The sequence below is a fragment of the Klebsiella michiganensis genome (assembly GCF_002925905.1).
Classification (GTDB): Bacteria; Pseudomonadota; Gammaproteobacteria; order Enterobacterales; family Enterobacteriaceae; genus Klebsiella; species Klebsiella michiganensis.
Genome location: NZ_PRDB01000020.1, coordinates 89,035 through 115,835 on the forward strand (window position 1 = coordinate 89,035; position 26,801 = coordinate 115,835).

Consider the following 26,801-nt stretch of genomic DNA (forward strand, 5'->3'; position numbering starts at 1 on the left):
AGAAAATAAGAATTTAAAAGAGAAATTTGTCAAATGGCAATTCAATGCATATAAATACGATATTAAAGAACATCAATTGGAAGAGAGTTTGCCAAAAATAGATCGTAGAAATTATTTTCAAAAACATAGGTGAGTATATATTATGAAGTTCCTAATATGAATGTAATAGAAACTTCATATTGCTGTGCCTACACTTATTTATATTAGCTAAGTTTTAGCGTCTTCTTAATCAATTCTAGGACAGAACTCTTAGATGCACCTTTTACTAAGTTATTCTCATATTCAAGTCCTATCCCAACAAAATCAAAAAAATCGTTAAGACTTGGAGATTCTGTTCTGATTTTTATCGGTCCTCTAAAAAGAGCGCCACCACTCATACCTTTTAAAGAATAACCTTTTTGTTTGAAACCTTCATGTGTGTATTGCACATTTTCATTATCATGAAAACCTGTGATCTCTGATTCAGTTTCTGAGACTTGTTTCATTCCTATCAATAAGAAATTAGCATTAGTCCACTTTTGTAGTCCTTCAACACCTTCAGTAAGATGCTCCTTGATTTTTTCACTGGTTGCCTTACTGTTATGGATTACCTGTATTGCTTTTTTTTTAGGAAAACCAATCCAGCCAAAATTTTCACTGAATTCTGTTGTTGATTTATTATCACCCATATCAAAGTAATGCTTATACTCAAATGCACCAATGGTATGGCAAACGACTAAATCCCGTATACGACAAATTTCATGAGACACTTCGATGTCCGAAAACGGCATGAATTTACCATCTGTAGTAAGCATACCGATTTGATTTAGATCATCTACATCTTTAGGAAGAGCATGTGCTGCAAAAACGCAAAAGTGTTGGTTATCGAACTTAACGAAGGTCATTGTCGAAGAAAAATGATAACCTCCATTACCATCTTTCATATATAACGGATAAATAAAACGCTGTGCATTAAGTTCATAATCATTAACTCTAAATTTTCCATTCATTTTCTTTTCTCACTAAGCTGTATCTTAAATAATAATATCACAAAAAAACAAAATTAAACATACGATTGTAACTGTATGATTGCTGTTCTATTTTTTTAGAAAATCATCTTAGAAACATTGTAACCACGACGCTATATTATTTTAAAATTTCTATAATAGTGAACTTCGTGATTTAATGCATTGATTTATTACATTTTAGTGGTATAAGTTAGATAATGGAATATAATTACTGCAAGGATGCAAATTATGGAGAAACTTAATAGCATGGAACGTTTTCTAATACTCTTTGAACGCTTCATTAAAAAGCTCGAAGAGTCTGGGCTGTCAGAATCTGACATAATAGATAAATCTTATCTGTTTTGTGTTGGATTTTATATAAAGTATAAGAATGACATTGATAATATAGAGTTGTCTAACAGAGATGTAGTGCTAACATTTATGCTTACATCCTATTATTGTTTTATTAATAATGTTGAAAACAGAGTGATTGATGCTGATAAAATAAGAAGAATGTGTGGATTACTCATTCACTTCATCATGAAGAACAAAGCTAATTCAGAAACTGTTTTTATAACAGAAAAAAGAAAATATGATCGTTCTGTGTTAGCGAAATCATTAAGAGATAGTGATTTGAACTATATAGCTAACTATAACAAAAATGCTTTAACAGAATCTACTTCGTTATAGATTCTGTTTTAAGTAGATTGGGTTTTGATTTCATGCTGGATTCAAGTTCTGATCAAAGATCTCCATCCATTGGTTGAGCTGCGTCTTCAAATCATTTAACCCATTACTCGAATTGAAAGCATCATTACGAGGATAGAACCGGATATGCCACTCTGGTTTACTAACGTCTTTTACACGGATAAAAAGACCAGTTTCTGCGATGTTTTGACTTAATGTTTTACCGTTTTCTCTGATACTACTTAATCCGGTACCTGCCACTTCACCACCGTATGTAATGTTGTAGCTCCACTCTTTAATTTCCTCGAAAGAATACGTTTTTGCACCTTCATCATTTTTGAGGAAAACCTCTTGTTTATTTGTGTCTAACCGGATTTCTGATTCATTAAATTTATGAAAATAGATCCCATCATTATTATCATTCAGATAATTCAAAGTTGCCGAGTTATTTCTTTTGACAACATATTTACCAAAAGCTGTTGCACACAACATAGAGCTGATGAAAAAAAGAGGAACCCAATATACTGACATCACTTTAGAACCCCCAAAGTAAGCAACAAGGACAGGGAGTGCAATCGCCAGCAATACACGCTTCATCATGAAGTATTTCATACGGTTTTTCCTGTATGATATAACGATATTGAGAAATGACTAGTAAAATCAACCTATTAGCCAGTATTTCGTTCAAAGTACATTTTGTACGAACCAATAAAGTTATCAAATCATTTGTACCGATCGATATCTTCATTATGATAGTTTTTACCTATCACAAGTAATTTATCGATCGATTATGACGATCAATTGATTGTGCTAAAATCAATGATAAAGTTGTTTTCAGAAAGATTAATGCTAAATTCTTGACCTAAAAACGTTTGTTTTTGTAGTTTTTTCAGCAGCAGAAAGAGGTGGTGTGTCTATAGGAAGGTGGGCAGCCGAAAAAATCTTGGAAGGCTGTTTGGAAACATACAAGAATGGATTACGTAGTTTTTTGAGGGTGTTGACTATCGTGTCTATAAAAGGAATGGTTTCTAACCACCTCATTGCTATGTCGATATAACTCTTGTTATTGGGCTTAACTTTCTCATGATAGATATCATCTTCTACAGGCAAGACAGGTAAAGGAAGTAGGGTATTTTCTGCATCAATACCACCAAAAAAACTTACAGCATCAGCTTTCACTATCATGATAATTTCTTCTGAGCTGGTTGCATTGAAGGCAATGGAAGCTTTTCTGTCATCTACGGTAGGGAGATCAATGGTGATGAACGGCTCTAAATTTTTCCATGAATACTTTTTACCAAGCTGCGAAGCTTTGAATGAAACGTTGTTATACTCAAACGAAAAACCATTCATCCTTCCTGTTGACGCTCTGTTAGGAACAGCTTTTATCTTCTGATCTGCAAGCTGCTGCATAAACTCTTCTTCGGAAATCTTGCTGGTTATGAGTGTATCTATAGCTTCCTGTATGACTGTTTTAGAGCATAGCTCACCAGTTCTTTTTTCCCGCATCGTTTCATTACGAGTTTTTTTGCGCTTCGGTTTAGGAGAGGGCGAGGTTAATGATGCTTCAGCCTCCGGCCCTTTTGTTCTGGTCAGTGAATAGTCAAGTTCAAGCTGCTGTATTATACGGGTGCTGATAAGGTTCTCATTTTTCCCTAAGTAGAGCTTCCCGGATGTTGCATCGATGCGGCTTGCTACTATATGGATATGCTGACCTTCTCTATCATCATGTAGGACGTAAGCTCGTAGATGCGTCTCAGAGAAGCCCATACACTTCATATAGTCGTCAGCCAACAGCTTCCATTGTTCTGTGGTGAGCTGTTCGCCAAGAGGCAAACGCAGAGAATTGTGCCATACGGGTTTATTGACATCGGGGCGTAGGATCTTCGTAGCATTGAACTCTGCACTTAGTGCTTCTGCGAAGCTTTCTATGACATTGCCACCGATCACATATGGAACTGATTTGTGGTGCGAAGCAGGTTTTAATAAATAAGAAATTAGCCCGTTAAAGGTTTTCCCTCTTTTGATTTTTTGCATCCCTTTCATTCAAGCTAACTCATAGATCTCTTGGAGGATGTAAGACAGAAGCGAAGCTCAGAAATTTGGCGCTTAACCACAAAGATCTCTGTTTTGGTAAGCTCACCACCACTGCTTTTGTTTTCAAGATGACCTATAAGGGTGTTCAGCTTCTGAGAGATTTCAGACAATGATTTCCATGCTTCTAAATTTATAGGGGGAACTACTGGTGGAAACTTGTCAAGTGAAGCTAATCGAAGCCATTCCCCCTTGCTTGTTTCGCCACGCTTGGTGTTGAGAAGATGCAATTCTTCATTATTTAGCCTGACGCTAACACAATGTGTTCTGAGCAAATTCTCTGATAATTTGCTTTTATTTATATAATTGAATGTATTATCCATACGAACTCCTTTCATATGTTAGTTATCTGCATAATCCTTATGCTATATATAGATATATTCTATTTGTGATGAATGTCAATAAAACAGTGAAGCTATGAGGTTGATAGCAAATAAATATCTTGATGGGGCAGTTTTTCTTTTTCAACCGAAGGGCGAAAAAGCAAGGTCAACTTGAGAAGCGTAGCTTCGATAAGTTAGCCCTTGCTTATGTATTTTATTTTAATGAGTAAATCAGATGCCCTTGTATATGTTGTCGGGATCTTTCTTAAAGCCAAAAAGCTTATATGACATATCTTCTACCATACTAATTAAACTCAGTTCGTCTTTACTCAGTGTTAACTTTTCACTTAAGTAAATTAATTCTATAGGATATACACCTTTAATATAAGAATTAATTGTTAGCTTACCTATGGCTTTTGCAATCTGTATAGGATTATCGAAATTGCCTTTTAATGCTCTATTAAAGTTTGATATTAAGACATCAACTATTTGGATTCCTGTCGAATCTTTGGAGCTACAAGATGTGTGTTTTTCAAAAACAGAACTGATATAGAAGGGATTAGCATATTCACTGTTGGTTATTGGAGATTCCACATTGAATTCAGTCTCATTATCAATTATTGATTTTTGTATCTCATATTTATTCAACTCTTCCATGTATTTGTTGAAATGGGATAGGTCATGATTCAATACACAATAAGGGCGTAGTAAATTGTCTAACCTAAGTAATGGGATATATAAGTCATTAAAAACTGCATCGTATAAAACTTGTTTATTGTTTTCTTTTTGATCGAAAATAAAATTAAAATCATTTAGATCTGATGGCATTTCTTTTGCGTAAAATGAGAGACATTTTTCAACAGTATTTCGGAGTGAGAATATATGGATTAGACATTGATTAAAATTTTGATCACTTAGTGATTTTATTCTCTGAATAACATCATTTTTTGTCTGCTCATTCGTATCTGATTTTTCTATCGAGTTTGTTAGGTTAAGCTTTGTATTGCTTAGTATTTCTTTTGATATATTTTTGCTATGAATGGAAGACATGTGGAAAACACATTTGTTCTCAAAAAGAAAATCAATTAGCTCATCAAAGAACTTAACATCGAAATCTCGTCTAAAATAGTTTTTTAATTCATCATCCTCTTTGAGACCAATTCTATCTTTAAGACTTTTAATAAAGGCTGCGATTTTATCCTCTTTTTGCTGTGGTATTGCCAGTATACCCACTGAATTCCATGTTGAATTTTCTAGTGAAAAATTACCTGATTCATCAATGTAAAAATTCATTCATACTCCATATATGCTATTTATTACGGTTAAAAAATTTTGTATTAACTTGTCATAATTTTACTATTGTGATTAAAATAAACAATGTAGCCATCAAGAATTTATGATCTTGATCAACCATTATTTGCGATGGTTAAATTCAAAATCTAAAACTATCAGATAAATTGACTTATTTTTAAAATATAGTATTCCTATAAAATGTAGGGGCTATTTATAAATCAATGCCTATGAAGTAATAATAAATGCGGAGGCCGAAATGATAGAGTTAGTAAATAAAGCAAAAAATAAATATTTCACATGGTGGAACAAAAAAGAACTATCGGAGCAAGTCGTTTTGATTGCCCTTGTTCCGATTGTCTATGGTATTTGGTTAGTGGTTACAACCTGGTAATAAAGGAATAAAAATAATGAAAAATGACAACCTGTTATCTTCTGATATCTCTATCAAAATAAAAGGAAAGGAATATAGTGAAGTTTTATTGTTAGCATTAATAGCATTATATTCTATTGGCTGTGCTTGTGGAGTTGCCTTTCTGGAACAAGATAAATTCCCAATCCTCTATAACGTACTGTTGGGTAGTGGATGTTTAATCCTACTTTGTTGGCCTTTGATTATTGCATTGCTTATGGTTATACGATTAAGATTAAAAAAATAGATTAACTATTTTTTTCTGGATTTTTAAGATTATCATATAATTCATTTAATGAAATAAGGGCTTTAATGATAGAACATACAGCAATCAGAAGATATAGACACATTAGAATTTTATCTGAATTAGAAATCGTTTCATTAATGTTTTCCGCTTTAAATAGTAAAATTTTAACTGGTTTAAACATTGCTATAGGAGCAAAAGAAAATAAAATGGAATCGTTTAGTGATTTGATCACTTTTTTCCTCCCTAAATATATAGAGAATCCACAATAAGCCACGAAAAATGGGGTGAAAAAAATTATATAAATATAAGGAGGGATTAAATTTGAAATGCCTATTAAAAATGTAAGTAAAAATGATGCGCCATAAAAGAACAAAATTATTTGCGCACATCGCTTTAATTTTTTGCTGTCCATGTTAGTCATCTCTATTAAACTCAATCATAAAGCCATTTCCCAGCTTTCGCTGATTCGGCAAACATATTGATAGTTAAAGGTTTACGAGTTCGTTCTACATCTTCCCGTTTTAATTTAAACCATCTTGTAAGCAGTGGTGTATTCTCCCAAGGGAAATAATACGACCATTTAACCTGTGATAAATCTACATTAAATTTTTTTTCAAATTTATCTAAAGCTTCATGCAGGTCATCGCCTGGAGCTTCAAATAAATCAGAATCAAGTTCTAAAGGGATTTCTTTCCAATTGCTGTCTAAATATCCGGGAATCTCTTCACGGAAGAGTGCTAACACCTCTTGCTGCATTGTGTCCATCAAAAGGATGTCCATTGTATACGATCTTTAGGGCGTGCTATTAGGTTGTATTTTGCCTGAGTTTTCCTTGATACTTGGTAAATTGAATTCACAAGACCAACCCAGCCTAACCACGGAACATATCGTGCTATGACTGCGGCAAGATTATTTGTTTTTCGCATTCTTACACCAACTGGTGTAGGAACTCTAATACCAAAAGGAGTTCGTGCATTTCGTAAAAGCATTCTCCCATACTTGGAAATAACACTTGTCCCTTTGATTGCCTCTCCCGGTTTCGTTCTGGTTTTTAACCACGGTTGCCCAGCGAGGATAGCAGCACCTGACTCAATGCCAATTCCAAGTTCATCACAAAATTGCTCAAGGAAAATCACATCAAATAGTTCACCTGCTGACAGGTTCGATTGTCCGTGGTAGAAGTAGGTTCCGTTTAGTTCTTCTGTCGTATCCATTCAATCACCTGTTAGGCTGTTTGTCGTTCATTCCAGGCATCTGTGAAAATTATGTTTCCATCACAATGTTTCCAGGTGATTTTCTCATACCTTAGCTCCACAGTTTCAAGATGGTTGTTGTTCTTGTCCTCTGGGGAAGCCATCGTAGGGGAGATTGATACGATTCGAACTCCTTCAAGTAGCATATTGAAGTATTCCACTTCCTGACCAGCATCGTTGATTTTGTACCATTTGATTTCGGCAGATTTCAGGTTTTGACCAGTAGCAACTGCTTTGTATAGGTATGGGCTGGAATAGTCGAATTCTTTAACGATGATCATTGGAGAATGCTGACGAGTGCCAGTAGGTTTGCCAGTGGCATTATCAGTGGGAATGGAGAGATTATGGTGAAACCCTTTAAACTCTATACTGAACTCCCTGTCTGCAACATCACAGCCACCTTTGATTAGTGCTCCGCCATCGTCATAGAGCCACATATTACCGGGAATAGCCATGTTCTTTTTTCCTTATGTCGTTGTAAATCCCTGTAAATAGTGTATCTATTGAGTGAAGGTGAGTAAATAACCAATGTGTGGTTTTTTTGTTCCTTGAAGAGGGAGTTATCTGCTTCTATCAAACCGCACCCACATTCCCCAAAATGTATCCCATCAGTAAACTAGAATCAGTATGAAAATCACTTTGTGCTTTTATTTCAGATGGTTAATTCTTGAAAGAAGATACTGCTGCATCATCGGAGGGGGGGCGTCAAGATATATAGGGTCAAATCCAGTTTTAATGAGTTAGCGGAGTTTATTGTTTTCATGACGTCGCGCTATCGCTCATCGGTTCCCGTGAAACTGTGCATTTCTGTTTATTGACTCATGAGCCGCATGATAACGGAGTCTTCAGGTCAGGAAAACAAGAAGCAGCGGCGGTATGCCGCAGGGGGAGGTCGCAGCGGAAAAGGCTATACTGGCGAATGCAGGTCGATGGTGTAGACGGGGAGACATCCGTTTTCACCGGCGTCGTACGCCTCGCGTTATTTCCTTTATTCCGTCTACTTTTCACCGTTGCGTGTAGCAGAAAAGGGTTTTTGTTAATGAAATGTGATCTGTGTTACAATTCTCTTACCATCGACATCTTTCGTTTATCCTCTATTAATTACCTGTCGTAATTTGTTTTTAGGATATATCTCAGCATTCTGCGAGTTAATTTCCTATGGTAGCATTGTTCGCGAGGTTAAATCTTTTTTTAATTCCTTTGTAAATGTATCTCTTTTTACCTAAAAAATGATTTGTTAGTATTTTTGTCGACCAGGGGATCTGGCTTTAATTAAATTATTAATATTAATTAATAGTCTAATTATTGAAACGGATTTTTCGGTGATGCGGAGGGCTGCAAATTGTTATGAGAGTATAACTCAGCAATTTTATAGCTCCTTACTCTTTAGGATAAAAATTTATAACGCAGGAATTTTCTATGAAACTGAATAAAGTTGCTATGGCTGTGGCATTAACTGCTGCTCTCGGCTCAATGTCTGCACTGGCTGATACCACTAATGGTCAGATTGAGCTTCAGGGTGAGCTGGTGAATACCGCGTGTGGTTTAGCGCCGTCGTCCAGCCCGGTAACCGTTGATTTTGGTCAGGTTCCAGTTTCCCTGCTGCAAGGCGGGGGTCAGGCAACTGAAACCAAAAACATCGAGCTGCAGTATTGCGATACCACCATCGCCAGCAGCGCCGTTGTTTCCTATACCCCGACTTCGGTTAACCCGAACGATCCTACTCTGGCTGCCTTTACTTCTGGTACCGCATCTGGTGCAGGTATCGGCCTGAAAGACAGCGCTAGCCAGACTGTGACCTGGGGCGCGCAGACCACGCCGGTCACCCTGGTCGATGGTACTAACACCATTCCTTTCGTGGCCTTCCTGAAAGCGGAAGCGGCAGCGAGCGGTTCTACCACTACCGTAACCGCGGGTGCATTCCAGTCAACGATCAATTTCACTATCGATTATCAATAATCGATTTTGAGTTATCGCTCGCGGGGAGGTTTCTCCCCGCGATATTGGATGGTGTACCCGATAATATGGAATTCTGAGTATGGTTAAGGATACAGAGAAAAAGAGACTGATGGCGCTATTCGTATCGGTATTACTCTTTTCCGGACATGCTTCGAGTACTAATTTTACGCCCGGACAGCTGGCGCTTTCGGGGGAGCTGGTTGCTGCCGCCTGCGATATTGATCCCAGCTCGCGGGAGCTATGGGTGGATTTCGGCAACATATCCGCTCGCGATATTAATATGGATCAAGAAGGTAAGCTCGTCCGGCCTTTTCTGGTGCGCTTAGTGGGCTGCGCGTCTTACGGCAGCGAAAATCAATCAACGCCCGGTGCTTATGCCACGATTACTTTTACCGGCAATGCGTCATCGCAGGACCCGACCGTATTAATTCCGGATGGGGAAGGAAAGGGGTTTGGTATACAGATTCGCGATCGCCGTGGGGAAGTTTTAACTTTTGGAGAACCCTCCTCGGGATATCTGCTAAGTGATGAGAATAATACGCTGAAATTCACCGCTTCGCTGGTTCCGGTTCAGCAACATATTAAGGCTGGGGATTTTTACGCCGTCACTCGTTTTTATATGGATTACAACTAGACGCAAGCCAGCTATTGCTGTTGTAGCTTGTTTACCGCGCACGATATTTTACTGAATGATTCGGGATGAATAGTCATGTCAGCAGAACTAAAAATAAAAATAATCCTCTCTCAGATGCTTTTTTTCTGCTGTGCTTCTATGGCTTGTGCCTCAACCGACGTGGAATTCAATACCGACGTACTGGATGCCGCCGATCGCGACAATATCGATTTAACCCGTTTCGCCACCGACAACTATGTCCCGCCGGGCGAGTACTTATTAGATATTAAAATAAATGGCCAGGCGGTGGGGCAGCAAAAGGTTCGTTATCTGGCTTCTAAGGACCAGAAGCATACCCAGGCCTGCATTAACGGCGAAATTCTTGCCAGATTGGCGTTGAAAGAAGAAGCGCAGCAAAAGGTCGCACAGCCGTTTGCCGATTGCTATGACCTGCTGAGCCTGCCTGGGGCTAAGCTCAGCAACTACGCCGGGGTGCTGGACATCACCGTCCCGCAGGCGTGGATGAAATACAACGATCCGAACTGGACGCCGCCGGAGCGCTGGGACCAGGGCATCGGTGGGTTTTTGCTCGACTACAGTCTGACCGGGCAATATACCCGCCAGCTTGATATGCATGAAGATTACACCACCCTGAGCGGATACGGCCAGACCGGGTTTAACCTCGGCGGCTGGCGTTTGCGCGGCGAATATCAGACCAGCTATTACAGCGCGACGCATCAATTTGATTTCGACATGAATCAGATCTACGCCTACCGTCCGCTGCCGATGATGGCGGCAAAGCTGACGGCGGGGGAGATCTACCTTGATTCTCAGGTCTTCGACACCGTGCGCTTTACCGGGCTTAATCTCGCCAGCGATGAGCGCCAGCTGCCGCCAAACCTGCAGGGCTACGCGCCGGAAATTCGCGGCCTGGCCAAGACCAACGCCAAAGTGACGGTGAAGCAGAGCGGGCGCATTATTTATGAAACGACGGTTCCCGCCGGGCCGTTTAACATTCAGGATTTACGCAGCTCGGTGCGCGGTACGCTGGATGTTCAGGTGGAGGAGCAGGACGGTTCCATTTCGACGTTCCAGGTTAACACCGCCAACATTCCTTACCTTACGCGTCCCGGCTACGTGCGTTACAACGTGGCTGTCGGCGCGCCGTCCCGCTATAACCATAAAATTCAGGGGCCAGGTTTCGCTTCCGGTGATTTCTCCTGGGGGATAACCAACGCCTGGTCGCTGTACGGTGGTTTACAAAGCGCAGGGGCGGAATATACCGCGGTCTCCGCCGGTATTGGTCGCGATCTCAGCGTACTGGGCGCGCTCTCGCTTGACGCCACCGAATCCTACAGCCAGCAGTCAAACCAGAAGCGGCTTAAAGGCACCTCGTTTAAGCTGAGCTATGCGAAAACGTTCGACGAATATAACAGTTCAATTACCTTCGCCGGCTATCGCTTCTCTCAGGAAGATTTCCGCTCTTTCTCGCAATATCTCAACGAGCGTTACGAGGGTTACGACAGCCTTGGCCGTGAAAAAGAAGTCTATACCATCACCGGGAATAAAACGTTCTGGGCCGATGAGCCAGGCAAAGCGACTACCGTCTTTCTGACCTATACCCACCAGAATTACTGGAATCGAAGCAGCCAGGATCGCTACGGCATCTCGTTAGGGCGCTCGTTTAACGTCGGAAATATTCGCGGGATCACCACCAATATTTCGGCCTACCGTTCCGATTACGAAGGGCGTAAAGACGACTCTATTGCTTTCTCGCTTTCCATTCCCGTTGGCGATAGCAAATGGAGCGGTCTCGACGTACAGACCAATAACGGCAAAACCAGCCCGATGCTCTCGTACACCGACAGCAGCGACTACAACAACCTGTGGCGACTGCGTGCCGGGGCGAGCCAGAGCGGCTATGCCAACGTCGACGGCTACTATCAGCGCCGCTCGCAGTATGCCGAAATCAACAGCAACGCTAGCTATCAGCAGGATCACTACGTTTCCCTGAGCAGTACCCTGCGCGGCGGCTTTACCGCTACCCGGCACGGGGCGGCGATCCACAACAGCGGCGCGACGCTCAACACGGCGCGCGTGATGGTGAATACCAACGGTATCGGCGACGTTCCGCTCAATGACGGTAAATCAAGAACCAACAATTTCGGTATTGCCGTTATTCCGGACATCGTGAGCTACAACAGCTTTGATACCCGTGTTGATGTCGATGCGATGTCGGAATCCATCGAACCGGCAAAAGCCATCAGCACCGCCACGCTGACCGAAGGCGCCATTGGCTATCAGACCTTTGGCATGGCGAAGGGCGAAAAACTGATGGGGATTATTCGCCTGGCTGACGGTACCTATCCACCGTTCGGCGCGGAGGTTATCAACGGCGATGGCGTGAGCGTCTCCATGATTATGGAAGGTGGCCAGGGATGGCTGGCGGGGGTGAATCCTCAGGAGCTGCTAAGCGTAGTGTGGAGCGGGAAAAAGCAGTGCCAGATTGCCATCCCGCCGACCATCGTGCGTCGTTCGACAGCCGCGCTATTGCCGTGTAAATGACAGTGACAGTAATAAAAGGCCAAAAATGAGCATAACAAGCAACAAATTCTGCTGGATGGGCGTTGTGATGCTGGCGGCGGTAAGCGGTACCGCTCAGGCAGGGGTTTCGCTGGATCGCACGCGTCTTATCATCACCGGTAAAGACAGCTCGGCGAGCGCGAATTTAACCAACACCAGCCCGGATATTCCTTTCCTCGCGCAATCGTGGGTTGAGGACAGCAAGGGCAACAAAATTACCTCTCCGCTGGTGGTGCTGCCGCCTTTACAGCGGATTAACGGCGGGCAAAAAGGGGTGGCGCGGGTCACCAAAACTGACGGTATTAACCAGCTGCCGCAGGATCGGGAAAGCCTGTTTTATTTAAGCGTGCGCGAAATCCCGCCCAAGCCGGATAAAGCGAATGTCCTGCAGTTAGCCATGCAGTCGCGGATTAAATTATTTTACCGCCCGACGGCCATTATTCCCAAAAGCAAAAGCGAGATTTGGCAGGACCAGGTCGTCTTTCAAAAGAGCGGCAATAAGATGACCGCGCAAAACCCGACGCCCTATTACATCACCATTATTAGCTTGTCCCGCGTTAAGGGTGAAAAAATCACTAAGTTTCCGGGGATTATGATTGCGCCGAAGTCCAGCATGGAGTTCAGCGTAACCGACGGCGGCGTGCGAGATTTCGCCATGATGTATGTGAACGATTATGGCGGTCATCCGGAGCTGAAATATCGCTGTGAAGGAAATACCTGTAAAGCGCTGCCGCCATCGCAGCAAGGGTAATTAAAGAGGAACCTGATGATGAAAACGCGTCTATCGCTATTAGCACTGTTTGTATTCGGTATCAGTATGCCAGCGCTGGCCGACGCTGATATTCCGCTACAGCCACAGCACTATAACCGGGATCATCAGGGGGAAGATGGCGGTAACGTGATATTCAATGGCTCCGTTTATGCCTCGCCTTGCGTGCTGGCGCCGCAGAGCCGCCTGCAGATTATCGAGATGGGTGAAATCAGCGCCCGCCGTTTTCATCAGGCCGGCGACCGGAGCCAGCCGGTGCTGGTTCGCGTCGAACTCAGAGATTGCCTGAAAGGCGCCTCGCAGGCGCGCGACAGCATCGCCTCACGGACGACGGGCAGCAGCAAGCATCTCTACACCACCGGCGAGCAGGCGGTTCAGCTCACTTTTATCGGCGAATCGGATGAACATAATCGCCAGCTGCTGCGCCTGACCGGCAGCATCTCAGGAGCCGGTATTCGCCTGCTGGATGTCAAAGAACGGGCGCTGGATATTAATCAAACGCAGCCGCCGTTTATTGTGAAAACCGGCGATAGCAGCCTGACGTTTATTGCCGTGCTGGAGTCAACCGGACGAAACGTGACTGCGGGCAACTTTAGCGGACTGCTGCGTTTAAAAATGGAGTATCTCTGATGACGACGATGGTTATCGGACGAAAATCTTGCGTCACGCTTTTACTCTGTGGCGGCTTACTATCCCTTGACGCCAGCGCGGCGATTGAAGGGGAAATCACGCCGGTCGGCGGACCTAAAATGTATAATATTGACGTGGTCAATCAGGATATTACCAATAACAGCATAGGGGCAACGATTCCTTATGAGTTTTCATTGGGCGGGCAATATTCTGGTATAGCCAGCTGTACCATTCCCATGGAAAATCAGGCGATTTATTACTCTGCGACCGCCTCGCTGATGCAGCAGGGAAGCGCGCCGGGCTATTTAAAGCTCAATGATTATATGGATGTTAAAATTGAAATTTATATCCGTGGTCAGCGCATGGATTATTTTGCGGTGCCTTTTTATAATGAATCGAATAACGCTTTTCAGAATAAATGCGTTCCGCCAACCACCCAATTTAATAACTTTGAGTCCGGCGCCAAGGGGCGGGTAACGTTTATGATTACTAAGCCTATTGTCAACGGCGTTAACCTGCTGGGTACAGAAATCGCCAAGCTTTACGGCCGCCTGGGGAATTACAGCTCAGGAATGGGCAGCACTCCAATGTCGATTGTCTCGATTAATTCCGGGGTCATTACCGTTCCGGATAAATGCATTGTCAACTCAGGTACACCGATCGTCGTTGATTTTGATACCATCCCCAGTTCGGGTTCGCTGCTAAATGGCAATAATTACAGCCGGCCCGTGCCGATTCAGGTGAAATGCGAAGGGGGAAGTTTCGCGAACGGTAATTTAAATATTCGCCTGGGCATTCAGCAGGCCAATACCGCCAGTTTTAATAGCGATTATTTAGGGACCACCGGCGCCGTCGATCGATCCAATCTTGGCATTATTCTGAAAGATTCAGGCGGCAGTTTAGTGGCCGCGAATAGATTTTATGACGTGCCGGGTTTTAATAATAATCAGGGAACCTGGAATCTGACCGCCGCGCCGATTGCCAATGCCGGGACCAATGTTCTCGAAGGGGATTTCCAGGCATCGGCCACCGTGGTCGCTGAGTTTCAGTAAGGGGGCAGCATGCGTCAATTTATCGCATCTATGGTACTTCTGGGCTTACTTTCGGCGGCCACGCCGGCGTACGCCAGCGGGGAACTGATCGGCGGCGACTTAACCTTCAAAGGCACCGTCGCGGCCCATGGCTGCAGTATCGTTCCTTCATCCAAAAATATCGCCGTGGATTTTGGCCAGATTTCAACCCGTACGCTCTATGCGGAGAGCAAATCACAGCCCAAAGCGTTTGTGATTGAGCTTAAGGATTGCAGTACCGATGTTTTTAATTCCGTTACCGTAACCTTTAGCGGGACGGAAAATGCCAATATGAGCGACCGTCTGGCGATTACGCCGGTAGCGCCAAATTCCGCCAGCGGTATTGGCATTGGTTTTGAAGAGAGTAACGGCACGGCGATTTCACTCAATACGCCAACAACCGCGGTCGCCATTTCCGATGCCACCATGCAGTTAAATTTTAAAGCTTTTGTTGAAGGGGAACCGGACGCCTTGAGTAACAAAACCTTGCAGACCGGTGCCTTCCAGGCAACAGCGTATTACACCCTTAATTACCAGTAGAATAGATCAAGGATGATGATAAATGAGCCGCCGTTTCTTTCTCTACGATAAAAATATCTTTTTCTCAGAAGGCGTACGTTCTTTGGTTGACGATCTTGCCGCGCATGACGGCGACTGCGCTTTCTCAAGGCTCGATCAGTTCTCTCAGCTGATTAATACGCTGCGTCTGCCGAAGCAGAAAGAGGAGCTGCGCTGGGTGCTCTGCGATGTCGACAGTTTGCCGGACGAACGCTTTAATGCGCTATACACCATTAAAGAGTACTACTGCCGGGAAAATCAGCAGCTGGTGATTTTATTAGGAGAAAATAATATTTCTCTGTTTTTTGCGCTGCATTCGCTGCTCCCGGAGGCGAGCTGGTTATTAAAAAATGAATCGCTGGAGAATTTTTTCAAATTCATTGAAGGCGCTGATTCGATGGTGGCAAAGAAAATATTTTATAGCCGCTCGCTAATTAATTATACCCGACAGAAGTGGTTAGCCCGGGATTTTAATAACAGTATCTCCAGCGATGACTGGTGGTTAATGGAAGAAATATTCAAAGGGAAGTCATTGTCGCAAATTTCCTCTGAGCAAAAAATTGATGTTCGTCGACTGAGCCGCTGCAAACGGGGCCTGATGAAAAAGTTAAATGCTAAAAATAACGTAGAGCTGTTTAATATTTTCAAATGTATCGTCGCCACCCCCTGCGTATAACAGCGTACAAAGTCTAACATCGACAGAATTACTGGCAGATAGCTAAGCCAGTAGGTAAGTGTAAGAAAAATACATTTCAATATAAATAGTTAAGGATCTAACAAATGCAAAAATTAAGTATGATTGAAGCGTCAACTATTATTGGCGGCTGCTGCAAGGAAACTTGCACAAGCTCTTACGAGACAGTGGTCGTTGGCGGTGTTTCTACCTGTAAACAAGTGACCACCTGTACTGATAAGCACGGTTCAACCGTTAGCATGAAAGATGCGCCGGACAGCATGTGCGTCGTGCCAAATAGCGCCCGTTATTAATCACTGATGTGATACATGGAGGGGGAACCCTCCATGTATTTCTCCGCTATTTTCGCGAGCCTGGTATCAAATGAAGATAAAACCTATTACCGCCGTTGGCTATACGTTTCTGGTGACGTTAATTTCGTCGCTAATTACCGTGCTGTGCTATCACATATTTGTGTTTAATACATTTTCACTGGATAGCAGTCAGCCTTCCGCCCTGCGGAAAATTGACAGCGCAACCGTTGCCAGTAGCCCAATAAAAAATGAGAAAAGCATTATTGAAGTGATGTCCTATGGCTGTCACTACTGCGCATCGAACGAGGAAGAGATCGAAAAATTCGCCGCCACGCTACCCGCGGATAGCACGTTTGAAGTTATCCATATTACTGGCGAGAATAACGGCCTGGCGGTCTTTGCGCCGGTTTTTGCGACCCTTGAAGTCATGGGTATTGAACGCCAGACGCGCGACCAGGCGTTTAACGCGGTAATGACCCGCGGGGTTAATTTAGCCGATGAGGAAACGCTTAATGGCTGGCTGAAAAAGAATAGTATTGATGTCGATAAATACCATCAGCTACGCCAAAGTCAGGCCGTCGCCGAGCGTCTGGAATATATGGCGAAAATCACCGAGCTTTATGACATTAACGCGACGCCGCTGTTTATTGTGAATAAGAAATACGTAGTGGCGAAGGATCGTCAGTTTCCTGAATTTGCCGACTATTTGCGCCAGCTGTTAACCCAGGATAAGGAGTAAGCGTGGCGCGCTTTCTCATCGTCTGGAGCGTCTTCAGCGTAAGAAAATGGTCCGCGCAGCTGAGCTGGCGCTACTGGCCTCTTACCGGCTACGGCCAAAAAGCGGTGCGTAGAGTCATGCGTTTTACCCCGATGCCGCTGCTGCTGCTGGCGGTTCGCGCGCTGTGTCGGCTGCGGCTGCTGGGCAGACAGTACCGTGGCCGCAGCGCCGTGGCGACGCAAAACTACCGCTGCCTGACGGGCGTCGAGGGCCGAATCAATGCCGGATGGATAGCCATGCGCCGCCAGCTGCTGGAGATAGGGGCGACCTGGGGACAGCACCCGGCCACCCTGGCCCAGATGCAGGCATGCACGCGAGAGCTTGACGCCGTTGTCGCTCCCCTGGCGGCGCAAAAGACGCCGGTCGTCCTTGCGCCGCTGCACTGCGTTTCCGATATCTTAGCGGCGATGGTCGGGGCCGGCGTGACGCCGGGCAAAGCCAGCGTAGTGGTCTCTTCCAGCGCGGAAAGCTACACCGTCGCCAGCCGTAAAATGGGCGGCGTCGCGCTCTCTTATTGCTCAATCCACCAGGATAATACATCGCTGGCTAGCGAGCTTATGGCGTTAATGACTAATGTGTCGGCAGGGCGGGAAAATATGATTATTTTCCCCGACATTCCTGCCGATTACACCGTGCAGACCCCTGAAGCGCAGTCCGGGAAAATAAGCTGCCGGCTATTTGGCCGCCCGGCGAAATTACATAGTGGGGTACAGCGGTTTTCTCGCATCGTATCGGCGCAGGTGGTTTTTTATCACCTCTATTATCAGCACGGGATAAAAATAAAGATCTATTCTCCGCTGAGGCCAAAAGAGATCGCGGCAAAGCTACCGACGATGATTGAAAACACCCTGCGCGATTATCCGCAGGATTGGCTTTTGTGGCACAGCCATTCGCTCTATTTTATTAATCACTGATGCATCATCATGAAAAAGATTATTCCTGATATGGTTTTCCAGGAAGAGACCAATGAATGCGGCCTCTCCTGTATTGCGATGCTGGCGCAAACCCAGAATATTCCGTGCTCGCTGCCGGCTTTGCGGGAAATTTTCCCGGCATCCGATCATGGGACATCGTTGAGCGATTTATCCGTTATCCTGCAGCAGATCGGCATTGCCACCGCGCCGGTATTGTTCGATCACGCTGAGCTTCATGCGCTGCCGTTCCCGTCCATTTTGCACTACGGCGCCAGCCACTATGTTCTGCTGGCCTGGCGAAAAGGGGATTACGTCTGCGTCATGAATCCGGCGATTGGCCAGCAGTGGCTGCCTTTCTCGGCATTAAAAAAAGAGATTAGCGGCTATGCGCTGATCCTTGAAGAGTCGCCCGGCGCGATTGCCGGCCCGGACCCGGTTATTGCCGGCGCGCAGCAGGAGATGCCGCGGGCGATGAGCCTGAAGGAGACCGCGGCGGTACCGGGCATTTATAAGCTGATGCTCTTGACCTTCCTGGTGTCGCTCACCCTGTTTTTAATGCCGACGATGGTCAGCCGGGCGATCAACCAGGCCTTCTCTGACGTTCAGAATACGCAGTTTCCTTATTTATGGTTCATCCTCGCCTTTGTTGTATCCACGCTGCTGGCGCTGGGCGTCAGGGTGATTAGCGAGCGATTTATTCGCCGCTTTGTCCTGCTTAAGAGCGATATCGGTTTTTCCCGCCTGCTGAATAATCCGCTGCGTTTTTTTGAAAAACGCGCGCCGGGGGACGTTTTCAGCCGTTTTATCGCCTGGCAGGGCGGGATGCTGCAAAAAATCGAACTGGATAACGGGCTCCGCTCGGACTGGATCATCTGCGTTATCGCGATCGGCATTATGTTCTGGATCTCCCCGGTGCTGGCGCTGATTTCCGCCGTGGGTATTGTGGCGATGGGGCTGATTAGCGTCTGGGCCATTTTCCGCGACCGCTGGTATACGCAGCAGCTGCAGCTGAAAAGCGCGACGCTGAATGACTTTTTTATGGAAACGCTTCAGGGCGTGTTAACCATCAAGACCGCCGGGCTGGAAACGCAGCGTAAAGCGCAGTTTGCCCGTCTGTCTCATGACCTTTTCACCTGCCTCCAGCGGCAGAAAGTCTATCAACAGGTCAAAGAGGGACTGTACCAGCTTACCGGCAGCCTTGAGATGGTGGTTTTCATGCTGGTGGTGCTGCCGCTGGTGCACGCAAAGCTTATCTCGCTGGGCGACTTTTTTGCCTACAGCTTTTTACGACAGATTTTTACCTCCTACGTCACGCGGATATTTTATGCCGTGATCCGTAAATCACAGCTGCACGTGATCGATACCCGCGCGCAGGGCCTGTTCACCCGCCATGAGCCTGCTGCGCCCCAGTTTGCTCCGCTCAGCGGTGAAGCGGTTCCGCGGCTGACGTTCGAACAGGTGAGCTTTCATTACAACCCGCAGCGTCCGGTACTCAATGCCGTTGATCTCATCCTGGAGCCCGGCGATCGGCTGGCGATCGTGGGCGACTCCGGCGCCGGAAAAAGCACCCTGCTGCGGCTGATGGCAGGGCTTTTTTCCGCGCAGCATGGGCGAATTTTGCTGAACAACGACGAGGTGAGCGCGCAGCAGCTGGCGCCGCAGGTATGGCTACAGAGTCAGGAAGACATCCTGTTCAACGCCTCGGTGCTGCAAAACATCACCCTGTTTGACCCGTGGTACAGCGACAGCGATCGCGGGCGAGTGGAGGCGCTGGTCGAAAAAATGGCGCTGGGGCCGGTGGTTCAGGCGCTGCCGGGAGGAATGGAGGCGCTGATCCGCGAGAGCCACTCGGCGCTCTCTTTGGGCCAGCGTCAGCGGCTGATGCTGGCGCGGGCGCTCTACAGCACCCGGCCCATACTGCTGTTCGACGAACCGACCGCCAATCTTGATGATGAAACCGCGGAAACGGCGATCCTCGCGCTGTGCCAGCACTGCCGCGAACAGGGCAAGACGCTGATCGTCGTGACCCACAGCGAGCAGATCCTGCATCATTTCACGCGGGTTTATCGCCTGAAGGAAGGCAAGCTGCGCGATATCACACAGGGAGAGGTGGAGCAATGAGAAGAGCATTTTTACGCCGCCGTAAAACGTGGTTGTTTGCGCTGGTCGCTATGCTGGCCATTGTTGCCGCCGTCTACTATCAGCGCTCATTTCCGGCACAGGCCGAGTCGATTGATACCGTTACGCTCGATCGCGGGGATATCGAAAAGGTCGTGCTGGCGAGCGGGATTATCAAACCTGCCGTCCAGGTGAGCGTCGGCGCGCAGGTCAGCGGCCAGCTGCGTAAGCTGTACGTACGCCAGGGCGAGCGGGTGCGCAAAGGGCAGCTGTTAGCCGAAATCGACCCGACGCTGCAGCTTTCCGACTTACGCAACGCTACCGCGCAGCTGGCCAGCGCCAGAGCGCAAAAGCAGGCCTCTGAGGCCACGCTGGTGCAGTACCGCAAAGCGCTGGCGCGCGAGCAGGCCATGAGCCGCGACGGCTCCGGCGTGAGCAGCGACCTCGAACAGGCGCAGGCGCAGTATGCCGCGCAGGTTCAGCAGATCGCGGTGAATGAGGCGCAGATTGTGCAGGCGGAAATGAGCGTGCAGACCGCCAACGCCAACCTCGGCTATACCCGCATTCTCGCGCCTATGGATGGCGAAGTGCTGGGCATCGTGACCCGCGAAGGGCAAACCATCGTCTCCTCGCAAATTGCGCCCACGATTCTGGTGCTCGCCGATCTCGATAAAGTCCAGGTCCAAACCCGCATTTCCGAAGCCGATATCCAGAAAATCCATCCGGGACAGCCGCTATGGTTTTACGTCATTGCCGACCCGCAAACCCGTTATGAAGGGGAGCTTGGCTATGTCCAGCCTGCGCCGCAGGAGGCGCTGGAGGAACAAAACGCCGGCGCGTCTGCCGGTAACCAGCAGAGCAGCGCCATTTACTATAACGGCACCTTCGAGGTGGATAATCGCCAGCGATTGCTGAAAACCTCGATGACCGCCCAGGTGTTTATCCGCATCGCGCAGGTGAAAGATGCGCTGCGCGTGCCGGTTGCCGCGCTGGGGCGTTCGCTCGGGGATGAGCGCTACCTGGTCGTGGTGCAAAAGGAGAACGGCAGCGAGGAGCGCACCATCCGCATCGGGATTAACGACCGCCAGTATGCGCAGGTTCTTGAAGGATTACAGCCCGGTGAGCGGGTGGTGATCCCGCAGGATGCGGGGTCCGTCTGATGGCTGAGCCGTTAATCTTGCTGAACAACGTCACGCGTCATTTTGTTGCCGGGACGCAACTGATTCCGGTGCTGAAATCCATTTCTCTGACCATTATGCCCGGCGAGATGGTGGCGATTATGGGCGCTTCCGGCTCGGGTAAATCGACGCTGATGAATATTATCGGTTGTCTGGATAAACCCAGCAGCGGTGAAGTGTATATCAACGGCATCGCCACCCATCAGGCCGACAGCGCGGCGCTGGCGGAGCTGCGCAGCCGCTGGCTGGGATTTATTTTTCAGCGCTATCACCTGATGCCTTATTTGACGGCGGAAGAGAATATTGCCATCCCTGCGCTCTATACCGCGATGCCCGCCGCTGAGCGCCAGGCGCGCATTGCGCTGCTGGCGGAAAAGCTGGGCATTGACGCGCGCCTGGCGCATAAACCCGCGCAGCTTTCCGGCGGCCAGCAGCAGCGGGTCAGCGTCTGTCGGGCGCTGATCAACGGCGCGCAGATTATTCTCGCCGATGAACCCACCGGGGCGCTGGATAGCGTCAGCGGCCGGGCGCTGATGGATGTTCTGCACCAGCTGAACGCTGACGGGCATACGGTGATTATCGTGACCCACGATCGCGAGGTAGCGCAGCAGGCCCAGAGGATCGTCGAGATCAGCGATGGGCAGGTGGTCGCCGATAGCACCCACGGCTCGCGTGATAATCGCGGCATTCCGCGGCTGCCCGCGGTACAGGATAACGGCCGGGCCTCGCTGTCGCGCAGCATCGGAGAGTCGGTACGGATGGCATGGCGGTCGCTGCTGGGGCATCGTATGCGCGCCTTTTTGTCGATGCTGGGGATTATCATCGGCATTTCGTCCGTGGTTTCCTCCATGGCGGTGGGAGAAGGCGCCCGGCAGAGCATCATGAATGAGATTGGCAAGCTGGGTAATACCACGCTCGAAATCCGCCCCGGCACCGGCTGGGGCAGCAAGCGTCCGGATATGGAGCGGGCGCTGTCGCTGGATGATATCGCCAGCCTTGGCAAACAGTCGTGGGTGCTTGGGGTGTCGCCGATCGTCTCCAGCATGACGACCGCGGTGCGCCAGGGGTTTGATTCCTCGATTATTCTTTCCGGGGTTTCCGCCGACTATTTCTCGCTGCAGGGTATTCGTTTCCTTCACGGCAACGGTTTTACCCACCGCGATGTCGACGATCGTGAACCGGTGCTGGTGCTGGATGAAACCAGCAAAGAGACGCTGTTTCCCGGTAATGAAGATCCGCTGGGTAAAATTGTGCAAATCGCCGGCGCGCCGTGGCGGGTGATCGGCATCGCCAGCAAGCCGGGACCGAAGGTGGTCAGCGGATTTATGTCGGCCTGGATCCCCTATACCTCTTTATTGCAGCGGATTTCCGGGGACAAACCGCTGGAGGCGCTCACGCTGCGCTTTCAGGAAACGCTGTCGCCGCAGGACGCGGCGCGACGGGCGGAAAGGCATCTTATCCGCGAGCACGGCAAAAAAGATTTCTTTGTCCAGACCGACGAACAGCTCGCCAACGCGCTGCAAAAAACCTCTGACTCCATGTCGCTGCTGATCACCGCGATTGCCGCCATCTCGCTTCTGGTTGGCGGCGTTGGCGTCATGAATATCATGCTGGTTTCCGTTACCGAACGCACCCATGAGATTGGCATCCGGCTTTCGGTCGGCGCTCGCCCCAGCGACATCATGCATCAATTCTTAATTGAGGCGGTGATGATCTGCGCGCTCGGCGGGCTGACGGGGGTATTGGGCTCCTGGGCCGCCGGTAACCTGTTTGCCCTGCTGACGCAGGAGTTTTCCATGGTCTTCACCTGGCTGCCGGTAGCGATGGCCTGCGGTTTTTCCGCCCTGATTGGCCTGACGTTTGGCTATTTTCCAGCGCGCCGCGCGGCGCGACTGAACCCGACGGAGGCGCTGGCCCGCGAATGAGACCGCTGACTTTATTACCGTTAATTGTATTGCTGACGGGCTGCGGGAATTTAACCCGCAGCGATTATCAGCGCCCGCTGCTGTCGGTGCCGGAGAACTGGCAGCGGACGGAGGGAGACAGCATCGCGCGCTCGCAGGAGAAAGCGCAGCGCTGGTGGGACCGTTTCGGCGACGAACGTCTGTCGCGGGTGGTGGGGCAGGTGCTGGAAAGCAATAACGATCTCGCCGCTGCCGCCTTAACCCTTAAGCAGGCGCGTATTTCCGCTGGGCTCACCCGGACCAATATCAGCCCCGACGCGAGCCTCAACGGCTCCGGCAGTAACTCAAAACCGCTCAACAGCGGCGGTTCGCAGGAGAGCTACAGCGCCTCACTGTCCCTGAGCTATGAGCTGGATCTGTGGGGCAAGCTGGCGCGGATCCGGGAGCAGAGCGAATGGGAGGCGATAGCCAGCGAGCAGGACTACCGGGCGACGATCCTGTCGACGATTGACACCACCGCGCAGCTGTACTGGAACATCGCTCTGCTGAACCAGCAAATGACGTATCAGGCGGCGAGTCTGGATATCGCCAGGCAGACGCTGGCGCAGATTGAGTCCTGGCAGCGAGCGGGGAAAGTGGGCCTGCTCGATGTGCTGCAGGCGCGGCAGACGGTCATCAGCCGGCAGAATCAGCTGCTGAGCCTGAAGCAGCAGCGGGCGATTTCCCGTAACGCGCTGGCGCTGCTGCTCAACAGACCGCCGGCTCAGCACACCGATGAGTCCTCCGCGCTGGATGTGCGTCAGCATATCGCTATTGCCAACGCCACGCCGCTGGCCGCGCTCGCCAGCCGGCCGGACCTGCAGGCGGCGGAATCCCGCCTGCGGGCGGCGCTGGCGGGCTCAGACGCCGCGCGGCTGAGCTTCTATCCCACGCTCTCGCTGCAGGGAACGCTGAGCGCCGGAAGCCAGCTCTTTCACCAGTGGTTTAACGACCCGCTGCGCACCGTGGGCAGCAGCGTTTCCGCGCCCTTTATCCAGTGGAACACGGTACAGCTCACCGTGGAGCAGGCCAGCGTGAAGGTACAGCAGGAGGCGGTGAACTTTCGCCGCACCGCCTATACCGCGCTGTCGGAGGTGGACAACGCGATGGAGAAGCGGCTTAACGCCGACGAGCAGCGCGATCGTCTGCTGCAAACGCTGCAGCTGGGCGAGCAGCGTCTGGCGCTCACCGGGAGCCGCTACCGCTCAGGGGCGGTGGATTATCAGACTCTGCTGAACGCCCAGGACGCGCTGCTTGATGTGCAGAACAGCCTGGCGCAGAACCAGTACGACTATCTTTATGCCACTTTGCAGCTTTGGCTGGCGCAGGGAGGCATTAACCCGCAACAGAGGACTTCCCAGAATGAGTCACAGTAACTCCCCTTATCGCGTGGTGATAACCGGCTATGGCGCGGTGACTCCCCTCGGCGATAGCGCCGCCGAAAGCTGGCAGGCCATCATGGATTATCGACGCGGCTACCGCTATGTGGATCTCTCCGCGAACGGTATTCACACGCATTTTATCGGTCAGGTGGCGAATGAACCCAGCCTTAAGGGGGTTCCCGCCGCGATTCGTCGGCGTCTGCCGCGTCACGCGCGCCTGGCGCTGGCCGCCGCGCGGGAAGCGGTGGCGATGGCCTTTGCGGGGGAAGCTCCCACTGCGTTTTATGACCCGCTAATGTGCGGCGCCATCATCGGCTCCGGCTGGGCAGGGCTGGATGAAAGCTATCTGGCGGTACCCGAGTTTGAGAAAACCGGCGTCTCCTCGCCCTTTAGCTGCTTTTTTTCCATGCCCAACGTGAGCACCGCCGCCTGTAGCCAGCTGTGGAATTTGCGCGGCTATCAAAATACCCCGGTCGCGGCCTGCGCCACCGGCACTATCGCTGTCGGCGAGGCCTATGATGCGATTCGCTTTGGCCGCGCCAGCATGCTGCTCGCCGGCGCCGGGGAATCGCTAAACAGCGTTTGCGCGATCTGGAATATCGATGTGCTCGGCGCGCTGAGCCGGGAAACGGAGTCGCCGGAGCGGGCCAGCTGTCCGTTCAGCCTGCAGCGCAGCGGGTTCGTGCTTTCGGAAGGCGGGGCGGTGCTGTGCCTTGAGGAGCGCGAGAGCGCCCTCGCGCGCGGGGCGACGATCCTGGCGGAGGTCACCGGCTATGCTAATTTCTCCGACGCGGTGGATTTTACCTCCCCGGCGGAGGACTGCGTAGCCCGCGAGCAGACCATCCGTTGGGCGCTGCGTGGCGCAGATCTCCAGCCTGCCGACCTCGATTATATCAACGCCCACGGCACCTCCACGCCGCTCAACGATCTCAACGAAACGCAGTCGCTGAAAAAGGCGCTGGGCGACGAGGCGTACCGTATCCCGATTTCCAGCACCAAAGCCTACTCCGGGCATCTGATTGCCGCCGCAGGGAGCTTCGAGACCATTGTTTGCCTGCAGGCGATGGCGGCGGGGATCCTGCCTGCGACGGCCCATTTAACCCAGCCTGACCCGCAGTGCGATCTTGACTATATCGCTGAAGGGCACCGTCAGGGGGAGATACATCGGGCGCTGAATCTGAGCTTTGGTTTCGGCGGCGCGAACGCCGCGCTGGTGCTGGAGAAACATGCGTGACGCTGCTGCACTACACCCTTGCCGACGCGCGGCAGTGGGCGGCGTTTTCCGGTGACGAAAACCCGATTCACTTCGACCTCGCGGCAGCGCGCCAGATGGGCGCGGGACAGCTGAGCGTCCACGGAATGCGCGCGCTGCTCGACGTGAAGCGCGATGCCCACTCCCGGCTGTACCGCCCAGAGCGTTACGTAAAATGCCAGGTTCGCCTGCGCAGGCCAATATGGTGCGATACCGACTGGCTGTTAACGCCCGTGCTAGCCAAAAATCGCCTTTTGTCCGCCACATCGGTCAGCAATCCGCAGAATGGTGAACTCTGCCTCTCCTGCCAGATGAGCACGGCGGCCGAGCCGGAATCGCTGGTGGGTAAACAGCCCTGCACGATTGCGCCAAAGACGCTGCGCGAGCTGCAGTCCTGCTTCAACGCCGCCTGGCCCGGCCTGGCGCAGTGGCAGTTTCTTGATGCCTTGCTGTTCCGCCAGCTGATTGGCGATCCCGCGCTGCTGCGCCAGGAGAACATCGCGGCCCTGCTCGGGCCGGGGGAAACCTCGTTGCAGCAAATATTTACCCGCTATCCGGTGCTGCAAACCCACCAGGAGGTGGTGTTTGATGCTCGTCTCGCGGGCAAAGCGACGCCGATTTGGCCCGAATCTCTGGCGCTCTGGCTGCTGCCCTCGCTGGTGGTGGGCCAGGCCGAACAGGGGGCGCTGGTGCGCATCGCCGCGGCGGCGCAGCTGGATGACCTGATAATAACGAACGTGGTCACGCTAAAAGTTGGCCCCGTGCATAATTGATA

Annotated in this window: 29 protein-coding genes; 20 read left to right on the top strand and 9 right to left on the bottom strand. The window is 49.4% G+C overall.

All coding sequences use genetic code 11. The features are described from left to right. Positions 1-203: 203 nt before the first annotated feature. On the bottom strand, positions 204-989 hold the full coding sequence (locus tag CDA56_RS26475) for a hypothetical protein (protein ID WP_086512818.1): 786 nt from the start codon (positions 987-989) through the stop codon (positions 204-206). A 246-nt stretch (positions 990-1,235) separates the two neighbouring features. Here CDA56_RS26475 and CDA56_RS26480 point away from each other — a divergent pair, with 246 nt between their 5' ends. Further along, on the top strand, positions 1,236-1,676 hold the full coding sequence (locus CDA56_RS26480) for a hypothetical protein (RefSeq protein WP_086512819.1): 441 nt from the start codon (positions 1,236-1,238) through the stop codon (positions 1,674-1,676). Between the two features lie 30 nt (positions 1,677-1,706). On the opposite strand, the gene CDA56_RS26485 is transcribed toward CDA56_RS26480, so the two are convergent. The 4 genes from CDA56_RS26485 to CDA56_RS26500 all read right to left on the bottom strand — a co-directional run bounded on the left by CDA56_RS26485 (position 1,707) and on the right by CDA56_RS26500 (position 5,383). After that, positions 1,707-2,285, bottom strand: coding sequence for a DUF4755 domain-containing protein (locus CDA56_RS26485; RefSeq protein WP_086512820.1), 579 nt, complete (start codon positions 2,283-2,285; stop codon positions 1,707-1,709). Between the two features lie 237 nt (positions 2,286-2,522). Next, the gene (locus CDA56_RS26490) at positions 2,523-3,719 is read right to left on the bottom strand and encodes a relaxase/mobilization nuclease domain-containing protein (protein ID WP_086512821.1); all 1,197 of its coding nucleotides are present in this window, start codon (positions 3,717-3,719) and stop codon (positions 2,523-2,525) included. 5 nt (positions 3,720-3,724) lie between these two features. Continuing rightward, a complete protein-coding gene (locus CDA56_RS26495; RefSeq protein WP_086512822.1) occupies positions 3,725-4,090 on the bottom strand; it encodes a hypothetical protein in 366 nt (121 codons plus the stop codon). 231 nt (positions 4,091-4,321) lie between these two features. Then, positions 4,322-5,383, bottom strand: a complete 1,062-nt coding sequence (locus tag CDA56_RS26500; RefSeq protein ID WP_103813857.1) for a DUF3800 domain-containing protein — start codon at positions 5,381-5,383, stop codon at positions 4,322-4,324. Between the two features lie 256 nt (positions 5,384-5,639). Between CDA56_RS26500 and CDA56_RS31520 the strand changes: the two genes are divergently transcribed. Next, the gene (locus CDA56_RS31520; RefSeq protein ID WP_256681608.1) at positions 5,640-5,774 is read left to right on the top strand and encodes a hypothetical protein; all 135 of its coding nucleotides are present in this window, start codon (positions 5,640-5,642) and stop codon (positions 5,772-5,774) included. A 16-nt stretch (positions 5,775-5,790) separates the two neighbouring features. Continuing rightward, positions 5,791-6,039 (top strand): hypothetical protein, encoded by a 249-nt coding sequence (locus CDA56_RS26505; protein ID WP_103813855.1) that lies wholly within the window; start codon positions 5,791-5,793, stop codon positions 6,037-6,039. A gap of 1 nt (position 6,040) precedes the next feature. Here CDA56_RS26505 and CDA56_RS30775 read toward each other — a convergent pair whose 3' ends face one another. Genes CDA56_RS30775 through CDA56_RS26525 form a run of 4 tightly spaced genes read right to left on the bottom strand, consistent with a single transcriptional unit; the run spans position 6,041 to position 7,747 of the window. After that, the gene (locus tag CDA56_RS30775) at positions 6,041-6,451 is read right to left on the bottom strand and encodes a hypothetical protein (protein WP_133163257.1); all 411 of its coding nucleotides are present in this window, start codon (positions 6,449-6,451) and stop codon (positions 6,041-6,043) included. A 20-nt stretch (positions 6,452-6,471) separates the two neighbouring features. Beyond that, the gene (locus CDA56_RS26515) at positions 6,472-6,819 is read right to left on the bottom strand and encodes a DUF1493 family protein (RefSeq protein WP_103813850.1); all 348 of its coding nucleotides are present in this window, start codon (positions 6,817-6,819) and stop codon (positions 6,472-6,474) included. Next, positions 6,804-7,253 (bottom strand): STM2901 family protein, encoded by a 450-nt coding sequence (locus tag CDA56_RS26520; protein WP_103813848.1) that lies wholly within the window; start codon positions 7,251-7,253, stop codon positions 6,804-6,806. Before CDA56_RS26520 ends, CDA56_RS26515 begins: the two co-directional genes overlap by 16 nt. A gap of 11 nt (positions 7,254-7,264) precedes the next feature. Further along, complete coding sequence (locus CDA56_RS26525) at positions 7,265-7,747, bottom strand: Hcp family type VI secretion system effector (protein ID WP_103813846.1); 483 nt, start codon at positions 7,745-7,747, stop codon at positions 7,265-7,267. Between the two features lie 964 nt (positions 7,748-8,711). Between CDA56_RS26525 and CDA56_RS26530 the strand changes: the two genes are divergently transcribed. The 17 genes from CDA56_RS26530 to CDA56_RS26610 all read left to right on the top strand — a co-directional run bounded on the left by CDA56_RS26530 (position 8,712) and on the right by CDA56_RS26610 (position 26,799). Next, entirely contained in the window at positions 8,712-9,251 is a 540-nt protein-coding gene (locus CDA56_RS26530) for a fimbrial protein (protein WP_004124241.1), read from the top strand. A gap of 79 nt (positions 9,252-9,330) precedes the next feature. Further along, on the top strand, positions 9,331-9,885 hold the full coding sequence (locus CDA56_RS26535; RefSeq protein WP_014226579.1) for a fimbrial protein: 555 nt from the start codon (positions 9,331-9,333) through the stop codon (positions 9,883-9,885). 75 nt (positions 9,886-9,960) lie between these two features. Next, the gene (locus tag CDA56_RS26540; RefSeq protein ID WP_103813844.1) at positions 9,961-12,429 is read left to right on the top strand and encodes a fimbria/pilus outer membrane usher protein; all 2,469 of its coding nucleotides are present in this window, start codon (positions 9,961-9,963) and stop codon (positions 12,427-12,429) included. A gap of 25 nt (positions 12,430-12,454) precedes the next feature. Continuing rightward, positions 12,455-13,198 (top strand): fimbrial biogenesis chaperone, encoded by a 744-nt coding sequence (locus CDA56_RS26545; protein ID WP_032720410.1) that lies wholly within the window; start codon positions 12,455-12,457, stop codon positions 13,196-13,198. Positions 13,199-13,216: 18 nt separating this feature from the next. Beyond that, complete coding sequence (locus CDA56_RS26550) at positions 13,217-13,846, top strand: fimbrial protein (RefSeq protein ID WP_004137363.1); 630 nt, start codon at positions 13,217-13,219, stop codon at positions 13,844-13,846. Continuing rightward, complete coding sequence (locus CDA56_RS26555) at positions 13,846-14,898, top strand: fimbrial protein (protein WP_049079477.1); 1,053 nt, start codon at positions 13,846-13,848, stop codon at positions 14,896-14,898. Before CDA56_RS26550 ends, CDA56_RS26555 begins: the two co-directional genes overlap by 1 nt. Positions 14,899-14,907: 9 nt before the next feature. Then, a complete protein-coding gene (locus CDA56_RS26560) occupies positions 14,908-15,456 on the top strand; it encodes a fimbrial protein (RefSeq protein WP_014226575.1) in 549 nt (182 codons plus the stop codon). Positions 15,457-15,478: 22 nt separating this feature from the next. Next, positions 15,479-16,150 carry a transcriptional regulator gene (locus CDA56_RS26565; RefSeq protein WP_014226574.1) on the top strand — a complete coding sequence of 224 codons (672 nt, stop codon included), beginning with the start codon at positions 15,479-15,481 and terminating at the stop codon, positions 16,148-16,150. A gap of 104 nt (positions 16,151-16,254) precedes the next feature. Next, positions 16,255-16,461 carry a DUF4762 family protein gene (locus tag CDA56_RS26570; RefSeq protein ID WP_014226573.1) on the top strand — a complete coding sequence of 69 codons (207 nt, stop codon included), beginning with the start codon at positions 16,255-16,257 and terminating at the stop codon, positions 16,459-16,461. 70 nt (positions 16,462-16,531) lie between these two features. Continuing rightward, positions 16,532-17,200, top strand: a complete 669-nt coding sequence (locus tag CDA56_RS26575) for a DsbA family protein (protein ID WP_103813842.1) — start codon at positions 16,532-16,534, stop codon at positions 17,198-17,200. Positions 17,201-17,202: 2 nt separating this feature from the next. Beyond that, positions 17,203-18,153: a lysophospholipid acyltransferase family protein gene (locus CDA56_RS26580; RefSeq protein ID WP_103813840.1), complete on the top strand. Its 951-nt coding sequence runs from the start codon at positions 17,203-17,205 to the stop codon at positions 18,151-18,153. Between the two features lie 9 nt (positions 18,154-18,162). Continuing rightward, positions 18,163-20,274: a peptidase domain-containing ABC transporter gene (locus tag CDA56_RS26585; protein ID WP_103813838.1), complete on the top strand. Its 2,112-nt coding sequence runs from the start codon at positions 18,163-18,165 to the stop codon at positions 20,272-20,274. Then, positions 20,271-21,431 carry an efflux RND transporter periplasmic adaptor subunit gene (locus CDA56_RS26590; RefSeq protein ID WP_014226569.1) on the top strand — a complete coding sequence of 387 codons (1,161 nt, stop codon included), beginning with the start codon at positions 20,271-20,273 and terminating at the stop codon, positions 21,429-21,431. The genes CDA56_RS26585 and CDA56_RS26590 overlap by 4 nt, the downstream gene beginning before the upstream one ends. Continuing rightward, positions 21,431-23,374, top strand: coding sequence for an ABC transporter permease (locus tag CDA56_RS26595; RefSeq protein WP_103813836.1), 1,944 nt, complete (start codon positions 21,431-21,433; stop codon positions 23,372-23,374). The genes CDA56_RS26590 and CDA56_RS26595 overlap by 1 nt, the downstream gene beginning before the upstream one ends. Continuing rightward, positions 23,371-24,768 (top strand): TolC family protein, encoded by a 1,398-nt coding sequence (locus CDA56_RS26600; RefSeq protein ID WP_032751014.1) that lies wholly within the window; start codon positions 23,371-23,373, stop codon positions 24,766-24,768. Before CDA56_RS26595 ends, CDA56_RS26600 begins: the two co-directional genes overlap by 4 nt. After that, positions 24,755-26,008 carry a beta-ketoacyl-[acyl-carrier-protein] synthase family protein gene (locus CDA56_RS26605; protein ID WP_014226566.1) on the top strand — a complete coding sequence of 418 codons (1,254 nt, stop codon included), beginning with the start codon at positions 24,755-24,757 and terminating at the stop codon, positions 26,006-26,008. The genes CDA56_RS26600 and CDA56_RS26605 overlap by 14 nt, the downstream gene beginning before the upstream one ends. Then, positions 26,005-26,799 carry a MaoC/PaaZ C-terminal domain-containing protein gene (locus tag CDA56_RS26610; protein WP_103813834.1) on the top strand — a complete coding sequence of 265 codons (795 nt, stop codon included), beginning with the start codon at positions 26,005-26,007 and terminating at the stop codon, positions 26,797-26,799. Before CDA56_RS26605 ends, CDA56_RS26610 begins: the two co-directional genes overlap by 4 nt. Positions 26,800-26,801 lie beyond the last annotated feature (2 nt).